The organism is Bradyrhizobium sp. CCBAU 25338 (genome assembly GCF_028128965.1).
GTDB classification, from domain to species: Bacteria; Pseudomonadota; Alphaproteobacteria; order Rhizobiales; family Xanthobacteraceae; genus Bradyrhizobium; species Bradyrhizobium liaoningense.
The window spans coordinates 551878-576123 of sequence record NZ_LFKY01000002.1; the positions used below are offsets into that span (position 1 = coordinate 551878).

General features: G+C 64.7%; 23 protein-coding genes. 6 read left to right on the forward strand and 17 right to left on the reverse strand.

Annotated elements, in window-relative coordinates; all coding sequences use genetic code 11:
* Positions 1–46: 46 nt before the first annotated feature.
* Complete coding sequence (locus ACM42_RS04035) at positions 47–733, reverse strand: HAD family hydrolase (protein ID WP_271526704.1); 687 nt, start codon at positions 731–733, stop codon at positions 47–49.
* 154 nt (positions 734–887) lie between these two features.
* Here ACM42_RS04035 and ACM42_RS04040 point away from each other — a divergent pair, with 154 nt between their 5' ends.
* Positions 888–1340 carry a nuclear transport factor 2 family protein gene (locus tag ACM42_RS04040; RefSeq protein WP_271526705.1) on the forward strand — a complete coding sequence of 151 codons (453 nt, stop codon included), beginning with the start codon at positions 888–890 and terminating at the stop codon, positions 1338–1340.
* A gap of 108 nt (positions 1341–1448) precedes the next feature.
* Here ACM42_RS04040 and ACM42_RS04045 read toward each other — a convergent pair whose 3' ends face one another.
* From ACM42_RS04045 to ACM42_RS04090, 10 genes are all read right to left on the reverse strand, one after another.
* Positions 1449–1640 (reverse strand): hypothetical protein, encoded by a 192-nt coding sequence (locus tag ACM42_RS04045; RefSeq protein ID WP_028134810.1) that lies wholly within the window; start codon positions 1638–1640, stop codon positions 1449–1451.
* 222 nt (positions 1641–1862) lie between these two features.
* Positions 1863–2273 carry an acyl-CoA thioesterase gene (locus ACM42_RS04050; RefSeq protein WP_271526706.1) on the reverse strand — a complete coding sequence of 137 codons (411 nt, stop codon included), beginning with the start codon at positions 2271–2273 and terminating at the stop codon, positions 1863–1865.
* A 7-nt stretch (positions 2274–2280) separates the two neighbouring features.
* Entirely contained in the window at positions 2281–4377 is a 2097-nt protein-coding gene (locus tag ACM42_RS04055; RefSeq protein ID WP_271526707.1) for a 3-hydroxyacyl-CoA dehydrogenase NAD-binding domain-containing protein, read from the reverse strand.
* Between the two features lie 2 nt (positions 4378–4379).
* On the reverse strand, positions 4380–5663 hold the full coding sequence (locus ACM42_RS04060) for an acetyl-CoA C-acetyltransferase (RefSeq protein ID WP_271526708.1): 1284 nt from the start codon (positions 5661–5663) through the stop codon (positions 4380–4382).
* A complete protein-coding gene (locus ACM42_RS04065) occupies positions 5663–7930 on the reverse strand; it encodes an acyl-CoA dehydrogenase (protein ID WP_271526709.1) in 2268 nt (755 codons plus the stop codon). Before ACM42_RS04065 ends, ACM42_RS04060 begins: the two co-directional genes overlap by 1 nt.
* A gap of 302 nt (positions 7931–8232) precedes the next feature.
* Positions 8233–8856 (reverse strand): flavin reductase family protein, encoded by a 624-nt coding sequence (locus ACM42_RS04070; RefSeq protein WP_271526710.1) that lies wholly within the window; start codon positions 8854–8856, stop codon positions 8233–8235.
* A 134-nt stretch (positions 8857–8990) separates the two neighbouring features.
* On the reverse strand, positions 8991–9590 hold the full coding sequence (locus ACM42_RS04075) for a TetR/AcrR family transcriptional regulator (protein ID WP_271526711.1): 600 nt from the start codon (positions 9588–9590) through the stop codon (positions 8991–8993).
* A gap of 34 nt (positions 9591–9624) precedes the next feature.
* Positions 9625–12762 (reverse strand): efflux RND transporter permease subunit, encoded by a 3138-nt coding sequence (locus ACM42_RS04080; protein WP_271526712.1) that lies wholly within the window; start codon positions 12760–12762, stop codon positions 9625–9627.
* Positions 12763–13027: 265 nt separating this feature from the next.
* Positions 13028–14134 carry an efflux RND transporter periplasmic adaptor subunit gene (locus ACM42_RS04085; RefSeq protein ID WP_271526713.1) on the reverse strand — a complete coding sequence of 369 codons (1107 nt, stop codon included), beginning with the start codon at positions 14132–14134 and terminating at the stop codon, positions 13028–13030.
* A gap of 255 nt (positions 14135–14389) precedes the next feature.
* Positions 14390–15730 (reverse strand): MFS transporter, encoded by a 1341-nt coding sequence (locus ACM42_RS04090; RefSeq protein ID WP_271526714.1) that lies wholly within the window; start codon positions 15728–15730, stop codon positions 14390–14392.
* Between the two features lie 80 nt (positions 15731–15810).
* Between ACM42_RS04090 and ACM42_RS04095 the strand changes: the two genes are divergently transcribed.
* A complete protein-coding gene (locus tag ACM42_RS04095) occupies positions 15811–16275 on the forward strand; it encodes a ribosomal maturation YjgA family protein (RefSeq protein ID WP_271526715.1) in 465 nt (154 codons plus the stop codon).
* A gap of 72 nt (positions 16276–16347) precedes the next feature.
* Here the strand turns inward: ACM42_RS04095 and ACM42_RS04100 are convergent, their stop codons facing one another.
* Positions 16348–17514, reverse strand: a complete 1167-nt coding sequence (locus tag ACM42_RS04100) for a winged helix-turn-helix domain-containing protein (RefSeq protein WP_271526716.1) — start codon at positions 17512–17514, stop codon at positions 16348–16350.
* Positions 17515–17624: 110 nt separating this feature from the next.
* Positions 17625–17870 (reverse strand): hypothetical protein, encoded by a 246-nt coding sequence (locus ACM42_RS04105; RefSeq protein WP_131866094.1) that lies wholly within the window; start codon positions 17868–17870, stop codon positions 17625–17627.
* 281 nt (positions 17871–18151) lie between these two features.
* Here ACM42_RS04105 and ACM42_RS04110 point away from each other — a divergent pair, with 281 nt between their 5' ends.
* Positions 18152–18793 (forward strand): OmpA family protein, encoded by a 642-nt coding sequence (locus ACM42_RS04110; protein WP_271526717.1) that lies wholly within the window; start codon positions 18152–18154, stop codon positions 18791–18793.
* A 55-nt stretch (positions 18794–18848) separates the two neighbouring features.
* Here ACM42_RS04110 and ACM42_RS04115 read toward each other — a convergent pair whose 3' ends face one another.
* Positions 18849–20279 carry a phospholipid carrier-dependent glycosyltransferase gene (locus tag ACM42_RS04115; protein ID WP_271526718.1) on the reverse strand — a complete coding sequence of 477 codons (1431 nt, stop codon included), beginning with the start codon at positions 20277–20279 and terminating at the stop codon, positions 18849–18851.
* A gap of 51 nt (positions 20280–20330) precedes the next feature.
* Between ACM42_RS04115 and ACM42_RS04120 the strand changes: the two genes are divergently transcribed.
* Both ACM42_RS04120 and ACM42_RS04125 read left to right on the forward strand, forming a co-directional pair.
* Positions 20331–21032 (forward strand): FecR family protein, encoded by a 702-nt coding sequence (locus ACM42_RS04120; RefSeq protein WP_271526719.1) that lies wholly within the window; start codon positions 20331–20333, stop codon positions 21030–21032.
* 2 nt (positions 21033–21034) lie between these two features.
* Positions 21035–22204, forward strand: coding sequence for a hypothetical protein (locus ACM42_RS04125; protein ID WP_271526720.1), 1170 nt, complete (start codon positions 21035–21037; stop codon positions 22202–22204).
* Between the two features lie 78 nt (positions 22205–22282).
* On the opposite strand, the gene ACM42_RS04130 is transcribed toward ACM42_RS04125, so the two are convergent.
* The 3 genes from ACM42_RS04130 to ACM42_RS04140 all read right to left on the reverse strand — a co-directional run bounded on the left by ACM42_RS04130 (position 22283) and on the right by ACM42_RS04140 (position 23878).
* A complete protein-coding gene (locus ACM42_RS04130) occupies positions 22283–22771 on the reverse strand; it encodes a VOC family protein (RefSeq protein ID WP_271526721.1) in 489 nt (162 codons plus the stop codon).
* 35 nt (positions 22772–22806) lie between these two features.
* A complete protein-coding gene (locus ACM42_RS04135; RefSeq protein ID WP_271526722.1) occupies positions 22807–23235 on the reverse strand; it encodes a VOC family protein in 429 nt (142 codons plus the stop codon).
* Positions 23236–23365: 130 nt separating this feature from the next.
* The gene (locus ACM42_RS04140) at positions 23366–23878 is read right to left on the reverse strand and encodes a cupin domain-containing protein (RefSeq protein ID WP_271526723.1); all 513 of its coding nucleotides are present in this window, start codon (positions 23876–23878) and stop codon (positions 23366–23368) included.
* 128 nt (positions 23879–24006) lie between these two features.
* Between ACM42_RS04140 and ACM42_RS04145 the strand changes: the two genes are divergently transcribed.
* Entirely contained in the window at positions 24007–24225 is a 219-nt protein-coding gene (locus ACM42_RS04145; RefSeq protein WP_271526724.1) for a CsbD family protein, read from the forward strand.
* Positions 24226–24246 lie beyond the last annotated feature (21 nt).

The following is a 24246-nucleotide window of genomic DNA, read 5'->3' on the forward strand; positions in this document are numbered from 1 at the left end:
CCCTCGGTCAATGCGGACGCCGATCACGGTTGAAGGATGAAGGTCCTCACCACGCCATGGCGTTCGCAAGGCGCGCGAGCAGCGCCGGATCGTCGAAGGCGCTGGCAGACGTGACCGCGCCTGATGCAACCAGGTCGGCATGGCTGAGGCTGGTCCGGATGCCGACGGTCGGAATTCCGGCCGCCGTGGCGGATTGCACGCCGGTACGGGAATCCTCGAATGCGATCGAGGTTTCCGGCCTCGCGCCGACGAAACGCAGCCCTTCCTGATAGGGCAGCGGATGCGGCTTGCCGTGCGGCAGCTCGGCTCCGATCACGAGTGCCTTGAAGCGATGCGTGATGCCGAGACCGGAGAGCAGCAGCTCGGCGTTGAGGCGCGGCGCATTGGTCACGGCGACCATGGGGATGCCGGCGCTGTCGGCCCGGTCGAGCAGCGCCATCAGGCCCGGCAGCGGTGCGATCTGCCCGGCCACCAGCGTGCGGAAGACCTCCTCCTTCTCATCGAGGATCAGGGCGCGCCGCTCCGGCGCCTCGTCGGGCAGAAAGCGCTCGCCGATCGCCACATTGGCGAAACCTTGCAGCTCCCTCGAGAAGCGCGCGTGGTCGAAGACGTGGCCGTGCGGACCGAGCACCTGATTGAACGCCTTCAAGTGCAGCGGATCGGTGTCGGCGAGCGTGCCGTCGATGTCGAACAACAACGCCCTGCCCATCGCGTCGTAACTGGCCTCGATCATTTCCGTACTTTCCCAAATGCGCGACCCATCGATGCGCGAGACGTATCAATACGGCCGCGATCGCGCAATCACGCATTCACATGACGACAATGCGACACTCGACAAAGTCACGCGCGGCTGCAACATTCGGTGCAAGATCAAAAAGGAGGAAACGATGACGATCAACCGACGCGATCTGGCTCTCTCCACTCTCGCCGTCTCTGCGCTTGCGTTCGCCACGCCGGCGCTCGCCGCTTCGGCGGACGAGGAAGCCGTGGCGAAGAAGGTCGAGGCCTTCCGCCTTGCCCAGATCGCGGCTGATCCGAAAGCGCTCGCTGCGCTGTGCTGGGACGATCTCAGCTACAGCCATTCCAGCGGCAAGGTCGAGGACAAGGCAACCTTCATCGCCAACGCCACCGACGGCAAATCGAAATTCCTGTCGATCGAATACAAGGACCCCACCATCAAGGTGGTCGGCCCCGCAGCGATCGTGCGTTTCCACTGGCTGGGCGAGCAGGAGATGGCAGCCGACGGGAAAAAAGTATCGACCAATCTTCACATCCTGATGAACTGGCAGAAGCAGGGCGACGAGTGGAAGCTGCTGTCGCGGGCTGCGACGAAGTTGTGATGACGTCCCTTCCTTTCCTTCTTGTGGGAGAGGATGGCTCCGCGAGGGAGAAGGGAACGGCACGGTGCGGTCGGCAAAAAATTCCGACCGCGCAACTCGCGTTGACGACTACGCCGCTTCCTTCACATCGCCGTTAACCAGCTTGCGCGCGGCGCGTTCGGCTTCGCGGGCGTTGCGGAAGAGCTGGCCTTCGAGACGGTTGAAGCGGTGGGACGAGGCGAAGAAGCAGTAGCCTCCTTGAGAGCGAACGACGATACCTGCGGTCTGCGAATCGACTTCGATAATGTAGCTGTCCGGCATGGTCCGTGGATCCCTCAGTGCGGGCAAATAACGGCACTCGTGCCCAAAGGTTCCCAGGCATTTGAGGCCGTTTCCACCCCGAATCGACACGCATTGAGTACGCCGGGACCTCATCCGTTTTATGACTGGTTCTTGGCGAAGCCGCGACGAGGATGACTCACCCGCGCCGCGTTTTGCAGCGATTGCCACGTTTCGCAGGATGAGGCAGAGCGTCGCGCGCGATTACGTCGCGATCGGCGGATCGTTTCGCTGGATCTCCTGCGGACGGCCGTGGTCGTCGATCGAGACGTAGGTGAAATTGCCGTCGGTGACGAGGAATGGATGAAGCTCCTTGCGCCGCAATGCCCAGGCCTCGAGATGCACCGTCAGCGAGGTGCGTCCGACGCGCACGAGATTGGCGTAGACCGAGACGAGATCGCCGACATAGACCGCCTTGCGAAAATTCATCGCCTCGATCGCGACCGTCACGGTGCGCGACCTCGCAGCCTTCGAGGCGAACACGCCGCCGCCGACGTCCATCTGGCTCAGGAGCCAGCCGCCGAAGATGTCGCCGTTTGCGTTTGTGTCGGCCGGCATCGCCAGCGTGCGGATGCAGAGATCGCCGCTCGGCCCGGTCGTAGCTTGTTCGGTCATATCGCTCTCACTTGAAACTGTCCCAGCCCGGATCAGGCGCAAAGCGCGCGCCGAATCGCTCGGCCAGCGCGCGCAGCGTCGACACGACGTCATCCACGCCACGCGTGCGCACATAGTTCAGCGGGCCGCCGCGGAACGGCGCATAGCCGGTGCCGAAGATCATGGCGCCATCGACCGCATCGGCATCATCGACGATGCCTTCGCGAAGCGCCGCGATGCAGACGTTGGACATCGGCAGCACGAGGCGGTCGATCATCTGGTCAGTGACGCGCGGGCCGGTCTCGGGAAGCGGCGCCTTCTCCGCCTTGCCGTCCTTCCAGGTGTAGAAGCCCTTGCCGGTCTTGCGCCCGAGTTCGCCTCTTGCGACCTTCTCGCGCAGCCAGGCCGGCGTCGGCGGCAAGAGATCGCCGAATTTGGTCCGCAGCATGTCGCCGACGTCGAGACAGATGTCGAGCCCGACCTGATCGGCGAGCTCGATCGGCCCCATCGGCATCCCGAACTGCTCGGCCGCGGCGTCGATCAGGCGCTGGTCGATATTCTCGTCCAGCATCACCATCGCTTCCAGCATGTACGGCGTCAGCGCGCGGTTGACGAGGAAGCCGGGCGAGCTCTTCACGGCGAGCGGTAGACGGTCGATCGCGCCGACAAAGGCGAGCGCGTCCTTCAGCACCTGCGGATCGTTGCCGTCATGACTGACGACCTCGACCAGCTGCAAGCGCGACACCGGATTGAAGAAATGCAAGCCGACCAGCCGCTCCGGACGCGCCAGAGTGGTGCGCAAGTCCTGAAGCGGAATGCTCGACGTGTTGGTCGCAAGGATCGCACCCGGCTTCATCCGCGGCTCGAGGCCGGCATAGACCTTCTGCTTCAGCTCGAGCTTTTCGGGCACCGCTTCGATGATGAGATCGGCGTTGCGGACGCCCTCCCCGTCCATGTCGGGGATGAGGCGATCGAGCGCGTCACGCACCTCCGTCGGTTTGCGGATGATCTTGCCGTAGAGCTCGGCTGCGCGCTTCACCGCGCCTGCGATCGGCTCCGCCTTCATGTCGGCGAGCGAGACGCGAAGGCCCTGCCCTGCACACCAGGCCGCGATGTCGCCGCCCATGGCGCCGGCCCCGATGACGTGGACATGCTTCACCGTGCTGCCGGCGCCTGCCGCCTTCTTCATCTGCTCACGCAGGAAGAAGACGCGGATCAAATTCTGCGCGGTCGGCGTCACCATCAATTTGGCGAACGAGGCCTGCTCGGCCTTCAGCATCGCGGCCTTGCTGCCGCCATGGGTCTCCCAGAGATCGATCAGCGCGTAAGGCGCGGGATAATGCTCGCGGGATGCAGCCTTCGCCGCCTCTGCGCGCATGCGCCTGGCCAGCAGGCCACGCACCGGCCCGAGATTGGCCGCCCGCGTGAGCAGACCGGGCCTGGCCCGCTTCAGCCGGCCGAACAGCGCATCCTTCACCGCGCCGTGGACGTGGCGCTCCTGCGTCACGGTGTCGACGAGGCCGAGCGCCCTGGCGCGGCGCGCATCGATGGTGCGGCCGGTCAGCATCAGCGCCATCGACTGGGTCGGGTTGACCAGCGCGGTAAACCGGGCGGTGCCGCCGAGACCGGGATGCAGGCCGAGCATCACCTCCGGGAAGCCGAAACGCGCCCCCTCGATGGCGATGCGCGCCTGGCAGGCCAGCGCCACCTCGAGCCCGCCGCCGAGGCAGAAGCCGTGGATGACCGCGACCGTCGGCAGCCTCAAGGCTTCCAGGTGGTCGACCACCGCATGCGCAGCGCGGATGCGCGTCTCGACCATGGCAGGATCTGACGCGCCGCGGAATTCGTTGACGTCGGCTCCGGCGATGAAGCCTGAAGGTTTGGCCGAGCGGATCACGAGGCCGGCCGGACGCTCGGTCTCGATCGCCGCGAGCACGGCGTCGAACTCCTCCATCACGTCGGAGGACAGGGTGTTGGCGCTTGCATCAGTGCGGTCGAACAGCAGCCAGGCGACACCATCGGCGTCACGCGTCAGCTTGAAATGCCTGTATGGACTGTCCGCCGCGGGCGGGGGCCCAAGCGTGAGGAGGCGGTCGCCCAGCGCGGTCATGATCTTCGAATCCATGGTCACACCGCCTCGATCAGCATGGCGCCGCCGAGCCCGCCGCCGATGCATTCGGTGGCAACGCCACGTCGGGTGCCGAGCCGCCTCATCGCGTTGACGAGATGCAGCACGATGCGGTTGCCGGAGGTGCCGACGGGATGGCCGAGCGAGATCGCGCCGCCGTCGACGTTGAGCCTGTCGCGATCGATCTCGCCGGCGGGGCCGTCCAGCCCAAGGATCTCGCGGCAGAATTTGTCGTCGTTCCAGGCGGCGAGGCAACCGAGCACCTGCGTCGCAAAGGCCTCGTTCAGCTCCCAGGTCTCGACGTCCTTGATCGTGAGATTGTTGCGCGTGAGCAGCGGCGTCGCCGACATCACGGGCCCGAGCCCCATGATGCTGGGATCGAGCGCGGCCCAATGGCTGTCGACGATGACGGCCTTCGGCGTCAGCCTGTGTTTTGCGACCGCGGCGTCGGACGCCAGGATCACCCAGGAGGCACCGTCGGTGATCTGCGAGGAATTGCCTGCGGTGACCTGTCCCCAGGGGCGCTCGAACACCGGCCGTAGCTTTGCGAGTGACTCGACCGTGGAATCCGGCCTCACGCCGTCGTCGTGGTCGAAGAACTTGCCGTCGCGGGAGAACGCGGTCTCGACCTCACCCTTCAGGAATCCCGCGCCTCGCGCATGCGCAAGGCGGCGATGGCTTTCGGCGGCGTAAGCATCGGACTGTGCGCGCGTGATGCCGAAGAGATGGCCGACCACTTCCGCGGTCTGGCCCATGTTCAGCTCGGTGATGGGATCGGTCAACCCGCGCTCGAGGCCGATGATTGGCTTGAGATAGCGCGGCCGCAGCTTGAACGCCGCAGCGAGCTTCGCGGCAACGCCCTTGGCGGTGGCAAGGCCGGCAAACCAGCGCACGCCGGAATTCGGCCAGACCAGCGGCGCGTGGCTCAGCGCCTCGGTGCCGCCGGCAAGGATCATGTCGGCATGGCCTTCACGGATGTAGCGGTAGGCGGTGTCGATCGACTGCATGCCGGAGCCGCAATTGATCTGCACGGTGAAGGCGACCATGTCCTCGCCCATGCCGAGCCGGAGCGCGGCGACACGTGCCGGGTTCATCTCGTCCGCGATCACGTTGACGCAACCGAGGATGACCTGATCGAAGCTGTCAGGCGCGAACGGCTGGCGCGCCAGCAGCGGCCGGCCGCACTGCACGGCGAGATCGACCGGCGTGAACGGACCGGGCCCCGAACGCGCCTTCAGAAACGGCGTCCGGCTGCCGTCGACGATGAATACCGGTCGTGCCATCAGCTCGCCGCCCTCTGCTCACCGAGTTCCTGGAAGAACTGATGCACATTGACGGTTTTCTTGTAAATCGGCGACAGCGCCTCCGGCGCAAAATCGTCGACCTCTATCACTTTTGTGACGGCTTCGCGGGCCGCGGCGAGCTGCTCGCCCTCAGCCTGCGTGATCACGCCCTTGGCGACCGCTTCCTTCCAGTCGCGAATATGCGCGGCGCGCAGGCGCCTGGCGATGGCGTCCGTGCTGGCGACCAGCTCGAACGCGCGCTCCAGCCGGGCAAAACCGCCGTCGTCGTCGACCCGGGCCAGATCCGGCGTGAGGCGCTCGCGTGCCGCCGACGGCTCCAGGGCCAGACTCGCGCATCGGTGCACGACGCGGTCGGAGGGGCCGAGCATGCGCGCGCCGAACGGCTGGACCACGAGCCTGAGGAAGCCCGCGACGAAGCGGTTGGGCAGATTGGCGAGGATCTCGGCGAGCCGGTTCTCGATGGTCCGGAAGCCCGTCGCCATGCACCATTCCAGCGCGGCAAAATCCTCCTTCTGCCGGCCCTCGTCCTGCCAACGCTTCAGCGCGGCCGAGAGCAGATAGAGCTCGGACAGGATGTCGCCGAAGCGGGCCGACAGCATCTCCTTGCGCTTGAGCGCGCCGCCGAGCGTCAGCAGCGCCATGTCGGCGCAGAGCGCAAAGGCCGCGGAGTAGCGCGAGAGCTGACTATAGAATGGCGTGGCATCGCCCGCATCGGGCGCCGGTGCGAATGCGCCAAAGGTCCAGCTGCGGCCGAAGGCGCGGAACAATGTCCGGAAACTATGGCCGACATGCTTCCAGAACGCCTTGTCGAAGGCGCTGAGGCCGCGCTCGCGGTCGGAATCGGCGAGCGCATTCATCTCGTCGAGCAGATAGGGGTGCGCGCGGATGGCACCTTGCCCGAACACGATGAGGTTGCGGGTCAGGATGTTGGCGCCCTCCACCGTGATGCCGACCGGCACGGCGCGGTGCAGATTGCCGAGATAGTTTTGCGGACCGTCGATCACGGCCTTGCCGCCATGAATGTCCATGGCGTCATCGATCGCGGTGCGCATCCGCTCGGTCGCATGCAGCTTCATGATGCCGGAAATGACGGCGGGATGAATGCCGGCATTCAGCGCCGCGCAGGTCAGCCGTCGCGCCGCATCTAACTGGTAGGCGGTGGCATTGATGCGCGCGAGCGGCTCCTCGACGCCTTCGAACTTGGAGATGGAGATGCCGAACTGCTCGCGGATGCGGGCATAGGCTCCGGTGGTGCGCGCCGCATAGGCGGCGCCCGCGGCAGAGAGCGACGGCAGCGAGATGCCGCGTCCGGCGGCAAGGGCCGTCATCAGCATCTTCCAGCCCTGGCCCAGCCGCTCCTTGCCGCCGATGACGTAGTCGAGCGGAATGAAGACGTCGCGTCCCCAATTCGGGCCGTTCTGGAACACCTGCATCGATGGCAAATGGCGCTGGCCGATCTCGACACCGGGCAGGTTGGTCGGGATCAGTGCCACGGTGATGCCGAGCTCTTCTCGATCGCCGACCAGACGATCCGGGTCGTAAGCCTTGAAGGCAAGGCCCAGCAGCGTCGCGACGGGGCCGAGCGTGATGTATCGCTTGTGCCAGTTGAGCCTGAGGCCGACGGTCTCGCGGCCCTCGAACTCGCCCTTGCAGATGATGCCGGTGTCGACCATCGAGGCCGCATCGGACCCGGCCTCCGGGCTGGTGAGCCCGAAGCAGGGAATGTCGCGGCCATCGGCGAGGCGTGGCAGCCAGCGTTCCTGCTGCTCCCTGGTGCCGAAGCGCATCAGGAGCTCGCCCGGGCCGAGCGAGTTCGGTACCATCACGGTGACCGCCGCCGCGATCGAGCGGGTCGAGATCTTGCGCACCACTTCCGAATGGGCGTAAGGCGAGAAGCCGAGGCCGCCGAACTCCTTCGGGATGATCATGCCGAAGAACTTCTCGCGCTTGACGAAATGCCAGACATCCTGCGGCAGGTCGCGCCATTCCCAGAAGATCTTCCACTCGTCGAGCATGGTGCAGAGTTCGCCGACGGGACCGTCCAGAAAGGCCCGTTCCTCTTCGGTCAGCCTCGCCTGCGGCACCTTCAGCAGCTTCGACCAATCAGGGTTGCCGGTGAAGAGATCGGCATCCCACCAGACGTCACCCGCCTCCAGGGCCTCGCGCTCGGTGTCGGACATCGCCGGCAGCACGCCGCGCGCCCAGGAAAAGATCGGCTTTGTGATGGTGTCGCGGCGGAAGCTCATGGCAGACCTCATGCATCGGCGCGGTGATCAGGCATTTTAGCGGAAAGTGGCGGGCGGAAGAGAACACTTCGCGAGCAAAAAGACGCGAATTGACGCGGCCGGGCGGCCGCCCCGGGGCCATAACGGCCGGGGCGTGGGGGCAGTTCCGGGATCGGGGTTGGGGCTGAATGCCTCTCCACGTCATTCCGGGGCACGCGAAGCGTGAGCCCGGAATCCATAACCACGATCGGGAGTATGGATTCCGGGCTCGACGCTACGCGTCGCCCCGGAATGACGGCGTGGAGAGAGCGGTGGGCGCCGGCCTAATCCGGCCGGATCATCTCGAACATGTTTTCCGGCTTGATCTCGAAATAGTCGCCGCGGCGGCCGGCGCGGACGATCGGGCGGGCGGCGGCGGTCTGGTAGACGCCGTCCTTGATCAAGGTCTTGTCGATGTGGACGGCGACGACCTCCCCTAACGTCAGCCAGGCGTCGGCCTCCTTGCCGTCGGCGCCCTTGAGGCGGACGATGTCGGACACCTTGCACTCGAAGGCGACGGGGCTCTCACCCACCCTCGGCACGTTGACGAGCTTGCCGGGCACGGCGGTGAGCCCCGCAAGCTTGAACTCGTCGACCTCCGGCGCGACATGCGCCGCGGTCGCGTTCATGTGCTTAGCCAGATCCATCGTGGCCAGATTCCAGACGAACTCGCCGGTCTGCTGCATGTTCTCGACGGTGTCCTTCCAGTTGGTGGAGGAGAAGCCGATGATCGGCGGCACGTAACAGAACGCGTTGAAGAAGCTGTAGGGCGCGAGGTTGACGTGGCCCTTGGTATCGCGGGAGGAGATCCAGCCGATCGGCCGCGGCGCGATGATGGCGTTGAAGGGATCGTGCTTGAGGCCGTGGCCCTTGGAGGGCTCATAGAAGTACAGGTCTTTGTCGGTCACGCGGGTGCTTCTCCAATGCCCGTCATTCCGGGGCGATGCGAAGCATCGAACCCGGAATCTCGAGATTCCGGGTTCGGTCCTACGGACCGCCCCGGAATGACGGCAAGGACGTTATAGGAGAAACTTCCCGCCCGTCAGTGGCGCGGCGACAGACCGGCGATGACGAAATCGATCATCTGGTCGATGGCCGGGCCAGGCTTGGTGGCACACTGGGCGATCATCTGGGGGTGGAAGAAGCGCATCATCGCAGTGCAGGCACACAGCGCGGCCAGCTGCAGGTCCGGCGCCTCGAACTCGCCGGCGGCGACGCCTTGCGCGATCATCTGGCCGACATATCCGGCGATGCACTCCATATGGTTGACGCAGACCTGCCAGTCCTCCTGCATCGCGATCTCGACCATCTCGTGCAACTTGTTGTCGCCGACATAGCGCTCGGTATTCATGCGGTGGATGGTGGTGAGCAGCTCGCGGAAGCGCTCCCTGACCGGACCGGGCTTTGCGACGATCCGCTGGGCCTCGAGCTCGACCTCGCCCATCAGCGAGCGGGCCACCGCCTGATGGATCGCCTTCTTTGATTCAAAGAAGCGATAGACGTTGGCGGGGCTCATCCGGAGCTCCTTGGCGATATCCCCAACCGTGGTCTTCTGGTAGCCGATCTGGCGGAACAGCCGCTCAGCCACCTCGAGAATACGATCCCGGGTGTCGCCTTCGATATGTTCCGCAACCAGTGTCATTTGTCAGGACTCATCCGTCAGCACTTCATCTCACTTATTCAGCCGCCTCAGCAAGCGGAATTGCGGAATGCTCATCGCTCCCATGCTGCGGCGCCGCAGGCTGTTCCGGGGTACCTGCCTCATCCAGGCTCTTCCTGAACCACAGGGCGTAGAGGCCCGGCAGATACAGGAGTGTGAGGAAGGTCGCGACGAACAGGCCGCCCATGATGGTGATGGCCATCGGGCCCCAGAAGGCCGAGCGTGACAGCGGGATCATGGCGAGGATGGCGGCGAGCGCCGTCAACACCACTGGCCGGGCGCGGCGGACGGTGGCTTCCACGATCGCCTCGCGCCGAGGCAGGCCGTGCGAGACGTCGGTCTCTATCTGATCGACCAGGATGACCGTGTTGCGCATGATCATGCCGGCGAGCGCGATCAGGCCAAGCAGCGCCACGAAGCCGAACGGGGCATTGGCGACGTTGAGGCCGAGCGAGGCGCCGACGATGCCGAGCGGGGCGGTCAGGAATACCAGGATCAGGCGCGAGAAGCTCTGAAGCTGGATCATCAGCAGCGTCAGCATCACCATGACCATCACCGGGAAGAGGATGAAAATCGAGGCGTTGCCCTTGGCGGATTCCTCGAACGCCCCGCCCGGCTCGATCCGGTAGGCCGGCTCGAGGTGATCCTTGATCGCCTTCAGCTTAGGCGTGATCTGGTTGGTGACGTCGGGTGCCTGCACGCCGTCGACGACGTCGGAGCGCACGGTGATCGCCATGTCGCGGTTGCGCCGCCACATGATCGGTTCCTCATGGGCATATTCGATCTTGGCGATCTGCTGCAGCGGCACGGCAACGCCATTGCGCGAGGTGATGGTGAGATCACCGACGCCGCCGAGGTCGAGGCGTTCGGATGGAACCGCGCGGGCGACCACGCCGACCTTCTCGATCCCGTCGCGCACGGTCGTGACCTGCGAGCCCGAGATCAGCATCGCCAGCGCCTGCGAGACGTCCTGCGGGGTCAGGCCCATGGCACGGGCGCGATCCTGATCGACGACGAGCTTGAGGTAAGGCGACTGCTCGTTCCAGTCGAGCTGGACGTCCTTGACGCTCTTGTTCTGCCGCATCACGTCGCGGACCTGGTAGGCGATCTCGCGCACCTTGTTGGCGTCGGGGCCGATCACGCGGAACTGGACGGGGAAGCCGACCGGTGGACCGAAGTTGAAACGATCGACGCGCACGCGCGCCTCGGTCAGGAAGCCTTCGGCAGCTGCGTTCTCGATCTTGGCCTTGATGCGCTCGCGCTCCTCGACGCCCTTGGCGACGATGACGATCTCGGCGAAGGCCTCGTTCGGAAGCTGCGGATTGAGGCCGAGCCAGAAGCGCGGCGAGCCCTGGCCGACATAGGAGGTATAGGTCTCGATGTCCTTGTCGTCCTTCAGCAGCGTTTCGGCCTTCTTCACCGCCTTCTCGGTGACGTTGAAGGCGGTGCCCTCGGGCAGGCGCAACTGGAGGAACAGCTCGGGCCGCTCCGACAGCGGGAAGAACTGCTGCTGCACATGGCCGAAGCCGATGATCGAGGCGACGAAGACGCCGACGGTGGCAACCACCACGGTGATGCGATGATTGACGCACCATTGCACGATGGCGCGCAGGCCACGGTACATGCGGGTCTCGTAGACCGCGTGCGGATCGTGGTTGTGGTGCGCCTTCATGTCGGGGAGCAGCTTGACGCCGATATAGGGCGTGAAGATCACCGCCACGAACCAGGAGGCGACCAGCGCGATCGCCACGATCCAGAAGATGCTGCCGGCATATTCGCCGACCGCGGAATTGGCAAAGCCGATGGGGAGGAAGCCGGCGGCCGTGACCAGCGTTCCCGTGAGCATCGGGAACGCAGTCGATTCCCAGGCAAAGGACGCCGCGCGCACGCGGTCCCAGCCCTGCTCCATCTTCACCACCATCATCTCGACCGCGATGATGGCGTCGTCGACGAGCAGGCCGAGCGCGATGATCAGCGCGCCGAGCGTGATGCGGTGCAGGTCGAGCGACATCGTGTTCATGACGATGAAGACGATGCCGAGCACCAGCGGCACCGACAAGGCGACCACGATGCCGGTGCGCCAGCCGAGTGCCAGGAACGAGACGAACAGCACGATGACGAGCGCCTCCATGAAGGAATGCACGAACTCGCCGACGGCGTGCTCGACCACCTTGGGCTGGTCGGCGATCAGCTTGACGTCGATGCCCTGCGGCACGGCCTTCATGAACTCGTTGGTTGCCTTCTCGACCTCTTTGCCGAGCTCGAGAATGTTGGCGCCCTTGGCGGTGACGACGCCGATGCCGATCGCGGGCTTGCCTTCCTGGCGCACGACGAAGCTCGGTGGATCGACATAGCCATGGGTGACGGCGGCAATGTCGCCGAGACGGAACACGCGGCCGTTGCTCTCGACCGGCGTTTCGGCGACGGCCTTGGCACCGTCGAGCGCGCCGGTGACGCGCAGCGGCACGCGCTGCGACGAGGTTTCGACCGTGCCGGCCGGCGTCACGTTGTTCTGCTTGGCGAGCGAATCGAACAGCGCCTGCGGCGTGATGCCGAGGGTGGCGAGCTTGGCGTGGGAGAACTCGACGAAGATGCGCTCGTCCTGATTGCCGTAGACGTCGACCTTGGTCACGCCGGGCACCTTCAGGAGGCGCTGACGAAAACCTTCCGAGACCTTCTTCAGCTGGGCATAGTCGGCGCCGTCGCCGGTCATCATGTACAGGATGGAATCGACGTCGGAGAACTCGTCGTTGACGACGGGCCCGAGGATGCCGGATGGCAGCTGGCCCTGCACGTCGACCAGCTTCTTGCGCAAGAGGTAGAAGAGATAAGGCACGTCCTTCGGCGGCGTGTTGTCGCGGAACGTGACCTGGAGCGCGGTGAAGGCGGGCTTGGAATAGGTCTGCACCTTCTCGAAATAGGGCAGCTCCTGGATCTTCTTCTCGATGGGATCGGCGACCTGGGTCTGCATCTCCTGCGCGGTCGCGCCCGGCCACATCACGGAGACGTTGACCACCTTCACCGTGAAGAACGGGTCCTCGGCGCGGCCGAGCTTCTCATAGGAGAAGAAGCCGGCGACGCCGAGCACGATCATCAGGAAGAGAACCAGCGTCGGATGGCTGACGGCCCAGGCCGAAAGGTTGAAGCGCTTCATCGCTCTCTCCGAAAAGAAGATCCAGTTGCAAATATGACAGCCGCTCTATTCAACCCGTCGTCGCGAGGCAGCGAAGCAATCCAGGGGGCTGGGCAGGTTCTGGATCGCTTCGCCGCTTCAGCCTTCGCATTAGCGCTCGGGCCGAAACTCCGCCTTGCAACGACGAACTCGACTTCTCGTGTCATTCCGGGATGGTCCGAAGAACCAGACCCGGAATCTCGAGATTCCAGGTTCGGTGCTTCGCACCGCCCCGGAATGACAGCAATTAGAAAGAAAGCGACGACACGATCCGCACCCGCTGGCCCGGATCGAGCTTCTGCACGCCGAGGGCGACGATCTTGGCGCCCTCCTCGACTCCGCCCGTGATGACGACGTCCTTGCTCTCGTAAGACTTCACCGTCACCGGCTTCAGCGCGACCGAGCCGTTGTCGTCGACGACATAGAAGGACGGCTTGCCGCCTTCGTTGAACAGCGCCGACAGCGGCAGCCGGGCGACGCGTTCGGTCGCGGCGTCAGACAGCGTCAGCGTCGCCGTCATGCCGAGCGCGACCTTGTCGTCGGCCTCAGGCAGCGAGAACTTTGCCAGATAAGTGCGCGTGGCCGGGTCGGCCGCCGGCGCGATCTCGCGCAGCTTGGCCGCATACTTCTTGTTCGGCTCGGACCAAAGAGTGACGCTGGCGACGCCCGACTTGGCGCGTCCGACCAGCGTCTCAGGGATCGCGACGACCGCTTCCTTTTCGGCAAAGCGGGCGACACGGATCGAGGCCTGGCCCGCGGCAACCACCTGGCCGGGCTCGATCAGCGTTGCGGTGACGACGCCTCGGGCGTCGGCGTTGAGCGTCGCGTAGGAAAGGGAATTCTTGGTCAGTTCGACCGAGCGCTCGGCCCGGTTCAGGCGCGCACGGGCCTCGTCGGCGGCGGCGCGACTCGAATCCAGTTGCGCATCGGTGGTCCAGCCCTTGGCCTTCAGGTCCTTGGCGCGCTGCTCGGCGGCGGCGGCCTGGGCCAGCACACCGGTCGCGGCAGTCTGCTCGGCGACGGCCTGCTCGGCCTGGAGCTTCAGGTCGACCTCGTCGAGGGTGGCCAGCGGCTGGCCGATTTCGACAGTCTGGCCGACCTCGACCAGGCGCTTGGCAACCTTGCCGGCGACGCGGAAGCCGAGATCGCTCTCTATCCGCGGCCTGATGGTGCCGACGAAGCTCCGCTCCGGCGTCTCGGCACTATAATGGGCGGTCGCAACCAAAACCGGCCGCGGCGGCTCGGCCTTCTCGGCAACAGTATCATTGCACCCGGCCAGGGCAGCGGCCATCAGGGCCAACGACACACCCGCCAAGAGCTTGGAATAGCTGGACAAAACCGACCGGACGAACATCGAAGGACACTCCTGTATCTCGATTTGAGGAATGTCGACTAATCACTGACGAAAGTCAATAATCGTCAGTCATCAGGAAAGCGTGATCGTTAAGGGGTGGTAAGGATTGGGATGGCCGAGTTGCGAAGGTGCGATTGTAGAGTTGGGCAGGAGGACTGTCCGCGCAGCCCAGACGGCGAAGGCGGAAGCGTGCCACGCGTCAGCCCGGGAGGCACGGAGCGCGAAGTGCGCACCGTTGCCCAGCCTGCGAAGCCCTTACCGCCCCTGCTCGGCGAACTCGTGCTTGCTGTCGTGGCCGCCGACGAAGACCAAAATGCCGGCGATCAGGGGCAGCACGGCGAGGACGAGCAAACCGGTCGAGGTCTGGCCTGTGGCTTCCTTGACCCAGCCGATCAAATAGGGCCCGCCGAAGCCGGCGAGGTTGCCGATCGAGTTGATCAGGGCGATCGCGCCGGCCGCCGCCGTGCCGGACAGCCAGGCGGTCGGCAACGTCCAGAACACGCCGAAGCAGCAGAACACGCCGATCGCGGCGACCGTCAGCGCCACCATCGTCAGGGTGGGATCGGTAAGAAAGGAGGAGATGCCGAGAGCGACAGCTGTGAGCAGCAACGGCGCGCCGACATGCATGACGCGCTCGCGACTCGCATCCGAATGCCGCGCCCACAGGACCATGGCGATGGTGCCGAACAGATAGGGAATCGCGGTCACGAAGCCGGTCTGCGCGTTGGTGAGGCCGAACGCCTTGACGATCTGCGGCAGCCAGAACTGCATGCCATAGAGCGCACCGACGAAGCCGAAATAGATCAGGCTGAGCGCGATCACCTTCGGCGAGGACAGGGCTTCGCCCAGCGAGGGATGCTTCGCGGCCTGTTTGATGGCGATCTCGGAATCAAGCTTCGCCTTCAGCCACGCCTTCTGCTCGGCCGAGAGCCAGTCCGCCTTCTCCGGTCTGTCGGTGAGATAGAACCAGGTGACGACGCCGAGCAGCACGGAAGGAATGCCCTCGATGATGAACAGCCACTGCCAGCCCTTCAGCCCCATCATGCCGTCGAGCCCGAGCAGCAGGCCCGAGATCGGCGCGCCGATCACGGTCGAGACCGGAACGGCGATGGCGAAGGCCGCGAGGAAGCGGGCGCGATATTGGGCCGGATACCAGTAGGTGAGATAGAGGATGATGCCGGGGAAGAAGCCGGCTTCGGCGACGCCGAGCAGGAAGCGCAGGACGTAGAAGCTCGTCACGCCGCTGACCATCGCCATCAGTGCCGAGATGATGCCCCAGGTCACCATGATGCGGGCGATCCAGCGGCTCGCGCCGAATTTTTCCAGCGCGAGGTTGCTCGGCACCTCGAAGATGAAATAGCCGATGAAGAAGATGCCGGCGCCCCATGAGAAGATCAGCGGGGTGAACTTCAGCTCCGCATTCATGGTCAGCGCGGCAAAGCCGAGATTGACGCGGTCGAGATAGGAGAAGAAGTAGGCCAGCACCAGGAACGGAATCAGCCGCCAGGAGATGGCGCGGATGGTCGAGGTCTCGATGTCGCTCTTGCTGGCGCTCTTGGCTCCGCCGGCAGAACCGGCATAGGTGGTCTGGCTCATGGCTTCCCCCCGGGTTGTTGCTTTTCTAGGGCTGGGTGGCGGTTTTGAGCATCGCGGGCAAAGAGTCAATGGAGCGAGCAATGCGCGGGGCGCAGCCGGATCAACCTGTTGCGCCGCTCCTGACATCGCTGATCCGCGCCGCCCTCGCCGCGATGGTGATCGTCTGCGGGCTGTGCCTGCGCTGGTACGGCTTTCCGCTCGGGCTTCCGGCCTTCGTGGTGAAATATGGCGGCTCGCTCTTGTGGGCCACGATGGTGTTCTTGCTGGTCGGGGTTGTGCTGCCGAGGCTGTCGCGGATGCAGATTGCGGCCATCGCGGTGGCGATTGCGGTCATCGTGGAATTCTCCCGCCTGGTGCACACGCCATGGCTCGATGCGTTCCGGCTGACAACGGCCGGCGCGCTGCTGCTCGGTCGCATATTCTCGCTGTGGAATCTGGCCGCTTACGCGGTCGGGATTGCCTTCGGTGTTTGGATCGATCGGCTCGTCCAACTGCGTAGGGAAGGTCGGCGCGCGGCTGCGCAGAGCGCTGACCGCTCGGCGTAACCCGCCAATGTCTGTCTCCGCGGGATACTAGAAGCGGTGGATTATGCTTAGCTAATCCATCCTATGAAGACTTCACTCCGCCAATTGAAACCGCTCGAATCGGTCGAGCTCTTCTTCGATCACACGCTTGAGCTCCCGTCGTCCCGCCGCCTTCTTGCCCCGCCCGACCCAGGTCCATTTCTGCATCAAGAGCTTCTTCGCCTGCCGGTCGGTCTTGAGATCGAGCGCGGCGACGATCTCGTCGCCGACCAGCACGGGCAGCGCGAAGTAGCCGAGCTTGCGCTTGGCCTTTGGCACGTAGGCTTCGAACAGATGGTTGTAGCCGAAGATGAGATTGGTACGCTTGCGCTGGATGATCAGGGGATCGAACGGCGAAAGAATGTGGACGAGATCGGGCGGCGGCCCTTCGCCGCCCGCCTCCAGCGCTGCGGGCGAGACCCAATGCTCCTGCTTGCCGGCGCCCTCGAGCGTAACAGGCACGAGCTCGCCGCGGCCGACGCGCGAGGCGATCAGGCGTGCGACCGGCTTCTTGCTCGGCGCGTCGAGATGGCAGATCGAATCGAGACTGACCACGCCCTGCGAGCGCAGCGCGCGGTCGAGCAGATAGGCCGTGGTCTCCCTTGCCGATGCCGGCCTCGGCAGCTTGTCCCAGCCGAAATGACGGTTCATCAGCTCATAGGTCTTGAGCATGCCCAGGCGCTCGCTGATGGTGACGGCGCCGGTATAGAAGGCGAGTTGCAACGCGCGCTTCGACGGCTTGCGGCTCTGCCACAGGTGCTCCTTTTCGACGAGCACGTCATCCTCGATGTCGCGGATCGTCAGCGGGCCGGCGCGCAGCAGTCGCATCACCTTGCGCGTGTCAGCCGGCTTCACCGATGCAAACCATCTGTGTCCCTCGCGCCGGTGCTCGCGCATCGCCGGCAGGAAGAACCGGAAGTCGGCGGCCGGCACGTAGGACAGCGCATGGGTCCAGTATTCGAACACGCTCTTGTCGACGCTGTGGGCCTGGCGAAGATCGGCGCGACGGTAGGACGGGATCCTGCTGAACAGGATGTGGTGATGGCAGCGCTCGATGACGTTGATGGTGTCGATCTGCACATAGCCGAGATGAGCAGTCGCGTCGGCAACGGCCTGCGCGCCCTCCCCGAATGGAGTGCGCACATCGAGCCGCTGGGCATGCAGCCAGATCTGCCGGGCCTGTGTGGTCGAGAGCGGAAGTGGTTTCGGGGCGCGGGGCATTGCGGAACGCAATGTAGCCGGATTCGCCGCGAGGCAAAGAAGCAGGGGCACGAAAAAGCCGCGCTGCCATCTGCTGCCAGCGCGGCCATGACGTCCGGGATCGCGGGAGCCTACTTCATCGCCATCGCCTTCTCGGCGCTCATGTAATGCTTGCAGGCGCCGCGCATGTTGCCTTTGCTCATGTCGGAATTGGCCGCGGCCATCGACTTCCTCGCTGCGATCTTGCCCGGCGTGTCTTCGCCGCCCATCCCGGCAACGAGCTTGGCCATGTTTGCACTGGTGCACGCCATCTTGGCGGCGGATGCGGGGGACAGAGCAAGCGCCACGAATGCCGTCGCGAGCAACAGGGTCTTCATCAAACTTCTCCTCCAGAAAAGGCAGCCGGCCTGATGCCGGCCACCACAACTGCCATTCTTCAACGGCAAGTTTTTCAGGCAGAAGACATTTCGTTGCTGCACTGCCGAATCAGCCCGCTCTCAGCGTGCGGCTTTTGGGCGCTCCCCGACGTTCCCGGTCGAGACAGTCAGAATCTCCGCGGGGCAATTTCGAATGTGAGGAAGATCACATTGAGGCCTTTGAACCTGCCCTAGGCTCGCGGCATCAAATCGCCATCAGGCGTAGCAGCGAGGATATGACAATGACCCGTTTTGATAAGTTTTTTGGACTGAAGGCGATCACTCTTTCGGCAGCCCTGTCGATGACGGCGGGCCTGGCTCTGGCCGGCGACAACAATGTCTCCACCGACAAAATCCTGGATGCACTGAAGCCCAAGCCGGCAACCCGCGGCCTGTCCGTCGGTCCGCAGGCCGACACGACCGCGCAAGCCAAGGAAGCGACCTTCCTGAACACGGTGCGCAACCGCCCGACCCGGTCGCTCTCGACGGGCGAGCGCGAGCAGATCGCCGAGCTCGCCGCGACCAAGCCGAAGATCGATCTGGAGATCCAGTTCGACTACAACTCGGCCGACATCGCCAAGACGTCGGTGGCATCGGTGCAGGCGCTCGGCAAGGCGCTGTCCGATCCGGCGCTGAAGGGCTCGACCTTCGTGGTCGCCGGCCACACCGACGCGACCGGCGGCGAAGCATACAATCAAGGGCTCTCCGAACGGCGCGCCGACACCATCAAGACATACCTGGTGCAGAACTACGGCCTCAACGGCACCGATCTCGTCACCGTCGGCTACGGCGAGACCAAGCTGAAGGATGCCGCCAACGGCGCCGACGCGATCAACCGCCGCGTCCAGGTCGTGAACATGGACACCAAGACCGCAGCGAAGTAGACGCGCGGCCGTCGCGCACGACACGCCGCCTGCCGCGGCCCGGCAGGCGGCGATGTCATATCCAGCTTTGGAACAGCATCAGGCGGCCGAAGATTCGCATGGACGTGCCGATGAAGGCTGCGGAAATCGGCAGCATGACCGCAAAGCCGGCCGCAGCGAGGCCGACATAGGCCCACAGCAGCCAGCGCGGCAGCCCCTCCCGGCGCAGCACATAGACCAGCGCCAGCGACGCCGCGGTCGCCGCCGGCAGATAGTAGTAGATGAAACCAAGCGTGCGCGGCAGTAATGCCCAGGCGAGCCAGGGACCGAAATAGAATGCCGCGATCAGGAATGCATCCCACCGCCGCGCCGCGATGAAATCGCGCAACACCACGACGAGCGCGAGCAGCGCCGGCCATAGCACCAGCGGATTGCCAAGAAAGACGATCGCAGCAACGTTGTCATCTCCCGTCTTGTCGAACAGGAACCACACCGGGCGCGCGAGCAACGGCCAGGACGGCCATGCGCTCATATAGGTGTGGCCGGCGATGGCCGTCGTGGTGTTGTCGGCGAAGATCCGCCGCTGCGCCTCGATCAAATCCGGCAGCGACACGCCATGGAGCGGGACGAAAGCGGCAAGGTAGGCCACCATTGGCAAGACGACGAAGCAGAGCGCGACATGATGCAGCCTCAAGCCGGGCCACAGCTCCGGCCGATACCAGTCCTCCGGCCTCGCGTCGGCGAACAGCGTACGCCAGCCCTGCATCAGGCGGATCACCGTAACGATGACGATGCAGACGCCAAGCGGAAATAGGCCGCTCCATTTGCAGGCCGCAGCAAGTCCGAACAGAGCTCCTGCCGCGGCAAACAAGGCGTGCGGCCGCTCTCTGCGAAAGCCATGCATGAAGGCGGCGGTCGCAAGCAGGCCGAAGCCGAGCGCAAAGATGTCGAGCATCGCGATGCGCGCCTGCACGTACAGCATCTGGTTGAACGCTGCAATCAGCGCCGCGGCGATCGCGGGCCCTTGCGCGGAAAACAGCGCGAGCCCGCACAGATAGATTGCGACGATCGCCAACGCGCCGAACAACGTCGCGGGGTAACGCCAGCCAAGCGCGTTGTCGCCGAAGGTCGCGATCGATGCCGCGATCAGCTCCTTGGCCAGCGGCGGATGCATCGGATTGAGCATCGGCTGCGACATCACGGGCGCCAGCATCTGCCGCGCCGCCGGCACGTAATGCACCTCGTCGAAGACAAATTTCTCCGGCGTGGTGAGACCGATCAGCAGCGCCAGATGGGCAATCAGGAAAATCGCGACAGCAAGCACTGCGCTCCGCGACAGTTTTGGAACTGCGAAACCCTCGAGGGGCTGCTGTTGAGATATCTTGCGTGGCAAATTTGCGTCACCGCGGACAAAAACAAGGATCGTCGTTTTCATTGAACGCATTCTGCCGCAACTGTCACTAAGCATAGCGCACGTCCCGCGCCGCTTGTGATAATTACGCCACATCGCAAGCGAGCGCGATCCGGTACGATCAGGGACACATCGATCGGTTGCGAAATGAATTTGCGTTTTTGGCTTTTCTCCATCCTCTCGTCGGCCGCATTGTGCGCCGGCTCTAGCGCGCAGGCGCAGACTCGCGTCGGCGAAGCCGTCGTGATCCAGAACGAGGTTGTGCGCGTGGCCGCGTCCACGACGCCGATCAATGTCGGCGACAGCATGCTGCGCGACGAGACCGTGCGGACCGGCGCCGACAGCGCGGCGCGTTTCGTGATGGCCGACAGCACCAATCTGTCGCTCGGCCCCAGCGCCACGCTGAAGCTCGACCGCACCGTCTTCAACGACGAGCGCAGCTATCGCGACGTCGCGATCCGCATGACCACGGGCGCATTCCGCTTCGTCACCGGGCGTTCCGAGAAGGCCGCTTACAAGATCACGACGCCGCTTGCGACCATCGGTGTGCGCGGCACCACGCTCGACATTCTCTCGCAGCGCGGGCGCTCCGTGGTCGTGCTTCAGGACGGCGCGGCCAGCGTCTGCACCAAGAGCTCCCAGTGCGTGCAGCTCACCCAGCCAGGCGACACCGCGATCATCACCTCGACCGGCGGCAAAGTGAGCATCACCAAGTCCAATACGCCGCCCTGGACGTTTGCCGCCAATTGCGCCGCCAGTGCCGGACTGTGCGCGGTCAACCAATACGCCGGCGCCTCGCCGACCATCACGCCCGCCGTCCAGGACGACGGCATGCTGTGCGGGCGCTGACGATGACGAAATACCGCTTCCAGCGCCTCATCCTCATCGGCGTGCTGACCGCATTGGCCGCGTTTGCGCTTGTCGCCTCGGGGGCCCGCCCGGCGGCTGCGCAGGCGTCGGAGTGCGGGTCCGAGTGCGGCGAGCCGACGCCTTATCCGTCGCCGACCTACTCGCCCTCGCCAGCGCCCTCACCGAGTCCTACGCCCTCACCAAGCCCCGCGCCCTCACCGTCGCCGAGCCCGTATCCTTCCCCCAGCCCATATCCGTCGCCGAGCCCGACACCGACCGGCGCGGCTTCCAGCGGCAATTCGATCGGCGGCCTCGCCAACCAGCGCTTCAACCAGATGATCACCAACCGGGTGCTCGGCACGGTGCTGCTCGGCGTCAACGAGCAGATCAATTGCGGCGACTGCATCAGCGCATTCGGCTCGGCCGGCTCGTTCTCGGCCGGCATCCACGGCCGCAAGGCGCTGACCAACAATCTGTCGTTGCTCGCCGGCATCGCTTACACGCATTACGACGAGGGCGGCTACAAGATCACGAGCGCACCGATCGGCGCTTTTGCGTTGCGCTATGACTTTACCGATTGGGGCTCGTCGCGGCCGTTCTTCGACGTCGGCACGATCCTGACGCCATGGGAGAAGGCGCGCTACACGCGCAGCTACGATACCAGTCTCGGCCCGGTGAGCGTGACCAGCTCGACCAACGCCTCGAACTACGCCGTCTACGGTCGCGCCGGCTGGATAAGTCGCCTCTCGCCACGCGACGAGGTCGCGGCCTCGATCGAGGTCTGGCAGCTCTGGCAGCGCGTCTCCGGCTATAGCGACAGTACGGTGGCGTTCAATCCATTCGACGCCAGCATCGCTGATGGCACCGACCGCACCGGCCTCGTCAAGATCGGCGGCCAGTGGACGCATCTCTTCGGCAGCAACATCGAGACAAACATCAATGGCGGCTGGGTGCAGTCGTTTGCGAGTCACAGCGGCATTGTCGCCACCGTGACCGGCAACGGCGTGGTGGTGCCGACCATGGGCAACCAGGGCTGGTTCGAATATGGCGGCCGCCTCGGCTTCCGCGTGCAAAAGGGCTGGATCGTGGATCTCTTTGCCAACGGCACGTTGGGCCCGCAGCCGGTCGGGAACACGATCCACGGCGGCGTCGGGCTGCGGATAAATTATTAGGACGGAGACCTCGCTCCAAATTCCGCTGTCATGTCCCGCGAAGGCGGGACATCCAGTACGCCGCGGCTTCTCCGTATCTCACGCCGCCGGCTTGCCCTCGAAGGCCTGACGCAGGACGGCCACGTCGAGCTTGACCATCTTCATCATGGCCTGCACCGCGCGCGCCGCCGCTGCCTTGTCCGGACTCGACAGGAACTCGAACATCACTTTCGGCACCACCTGCCAGGCCACGCCCCAGCGATCCCTGAGCCAACCGCACTGTTCCTCCTTGCCGCCGTGGGCGAGGAACGCGTTCCAGACGCTGTCGACCTGGGCCTGGTCGTCGCAATGGATCATCAGCGAGATCGCGTGGGTGTATTCCATCTTCATGCCCCCATTGAGCGCGACCAGCGGCTGCCCGGCCACCGTGAACTCGACGACGAGCACGGAGCCTTCCTTGCCGGAGGGGCCGTCCGAAACGTTGCGCTGGACGTGCGTGATCGCCGAATTCGGAACGAGCGAGACGTAGAATTTTGCGGCGTCCTCGGCATCGCCGTTGAACCACATGCAGGGCACAAGCTTGGACATCGTGAATGCTCCTCTTCAGATCTTCCGGGCTCGGATCAGGCGTTCGCCATCTCGGGCTGCAGCGGGGCAGCCGCGAGATCCATCCAGTTCACACCCCACATATGGCCGTCGGGATCCTCGAAGCTGCGGCCGTACATGAAGCTGTATTCGTCCTTCGGGCTGGGATCGACCACGCCGCCCGCCGCCGCAGCCTTGCCGACGATATCGTCGACGTCGCTGCGACTGTCCGCGGACAGGCAGAGCAACACCTGGTTCGAGGTCCTGGCGTCCGCGATCGGCTTCGGCGTGAACTGGCGGAATTTGTCGTGGGTCAGCAGCATGGCGAAAATGGTCTCGGAAAAGACCATGCAGCTCGCGGTTTCGTCGCTGAATTGCGCATTCTTGACCGCACCGACCGCCTCATAAAAGGCGGTCGCGCGCTTGAGGTCGGTCACCGGCAGGTTGACGAAGATCATCTTGGGCATCGGAAGCTCCTCGGGTGGGGTTCTGCCCAAGGACGGACGGCCAGGCCGCCATCCGACACCGCTTCCGACTAATCTTTCGGACCCCGATCTGCGGGGCTCTGTCGCACCGCCCCCCGCGCGCCGAGCAGCCTTACTTCTTCTCGTTAGGATCGCGGTGCACCGGGTCGATCCAGAGCACGGTCTCGGGTTTCTCCACCGGCTCGATGTCGAGGTTGATCGCCACCGCCTCGCCGTCGCTGCGCACCAGCACGCATTCCAGCACCTCGTCCGGGCTGGCGTTGATCTCCTGGTGCGGCACGTAGGGCGGGACGAATATGAAGTCGCCGGGGCCGGCTTCCGCGGTGAATTGCAGGCTCTCGCCCCAGCGCATCCGCGCCTTCCCCTTCACCACATAGATGACGCTTTCGAGATGGCCGTGATGATGCGCGCCGGTCTTGGCATCCGGCTTGATGCTGACCGTGCCCGCCCACAATTTCTGCGCGCCGACGCGTGCGAAATTGATGGCGGCCGCGCGGTCCATGCCGGCCGTCGAGGGCACGTTCGTGTCGAGCTGGTTGCCCGGAATGACGCGCACGCCGTCATGTTTCCAGCGATCGTCGTGATCGTGTGCATGATGCGAGTGCGAGTGATCATGGCCGGTCATGGGTACTTGCTTTCTGTTGGTTCGTGCGCGGCAAACTAACCCAAAGCCGCAGCCGCAAGCCATACTAAAATTGGAACCCTCGTAGCCGCTCAGTGTTGTCATTGCGAGCAAACCGAGAGGAGAATTTCATGGGCAGCACCACTGACAAGATCAAGGGCACCGCGAACGAGGCGATCGGCAAGGCCAAGCAGGGCATCGGCGAAGCCACCGGGTCCGATCGCATGAAGGGCGAAGGCGTGGTCCAGGAAGTGAAGGGCAAGGGCCAGCAGGCCATGGGCGACGCCAAGGATGCCGCGAAGGAAGCGATGGATCGCGCCGCCGCCGCTGCAAAGCGCGCGACGGAGTGACGCGCTTAGAGCTGAAAGCGA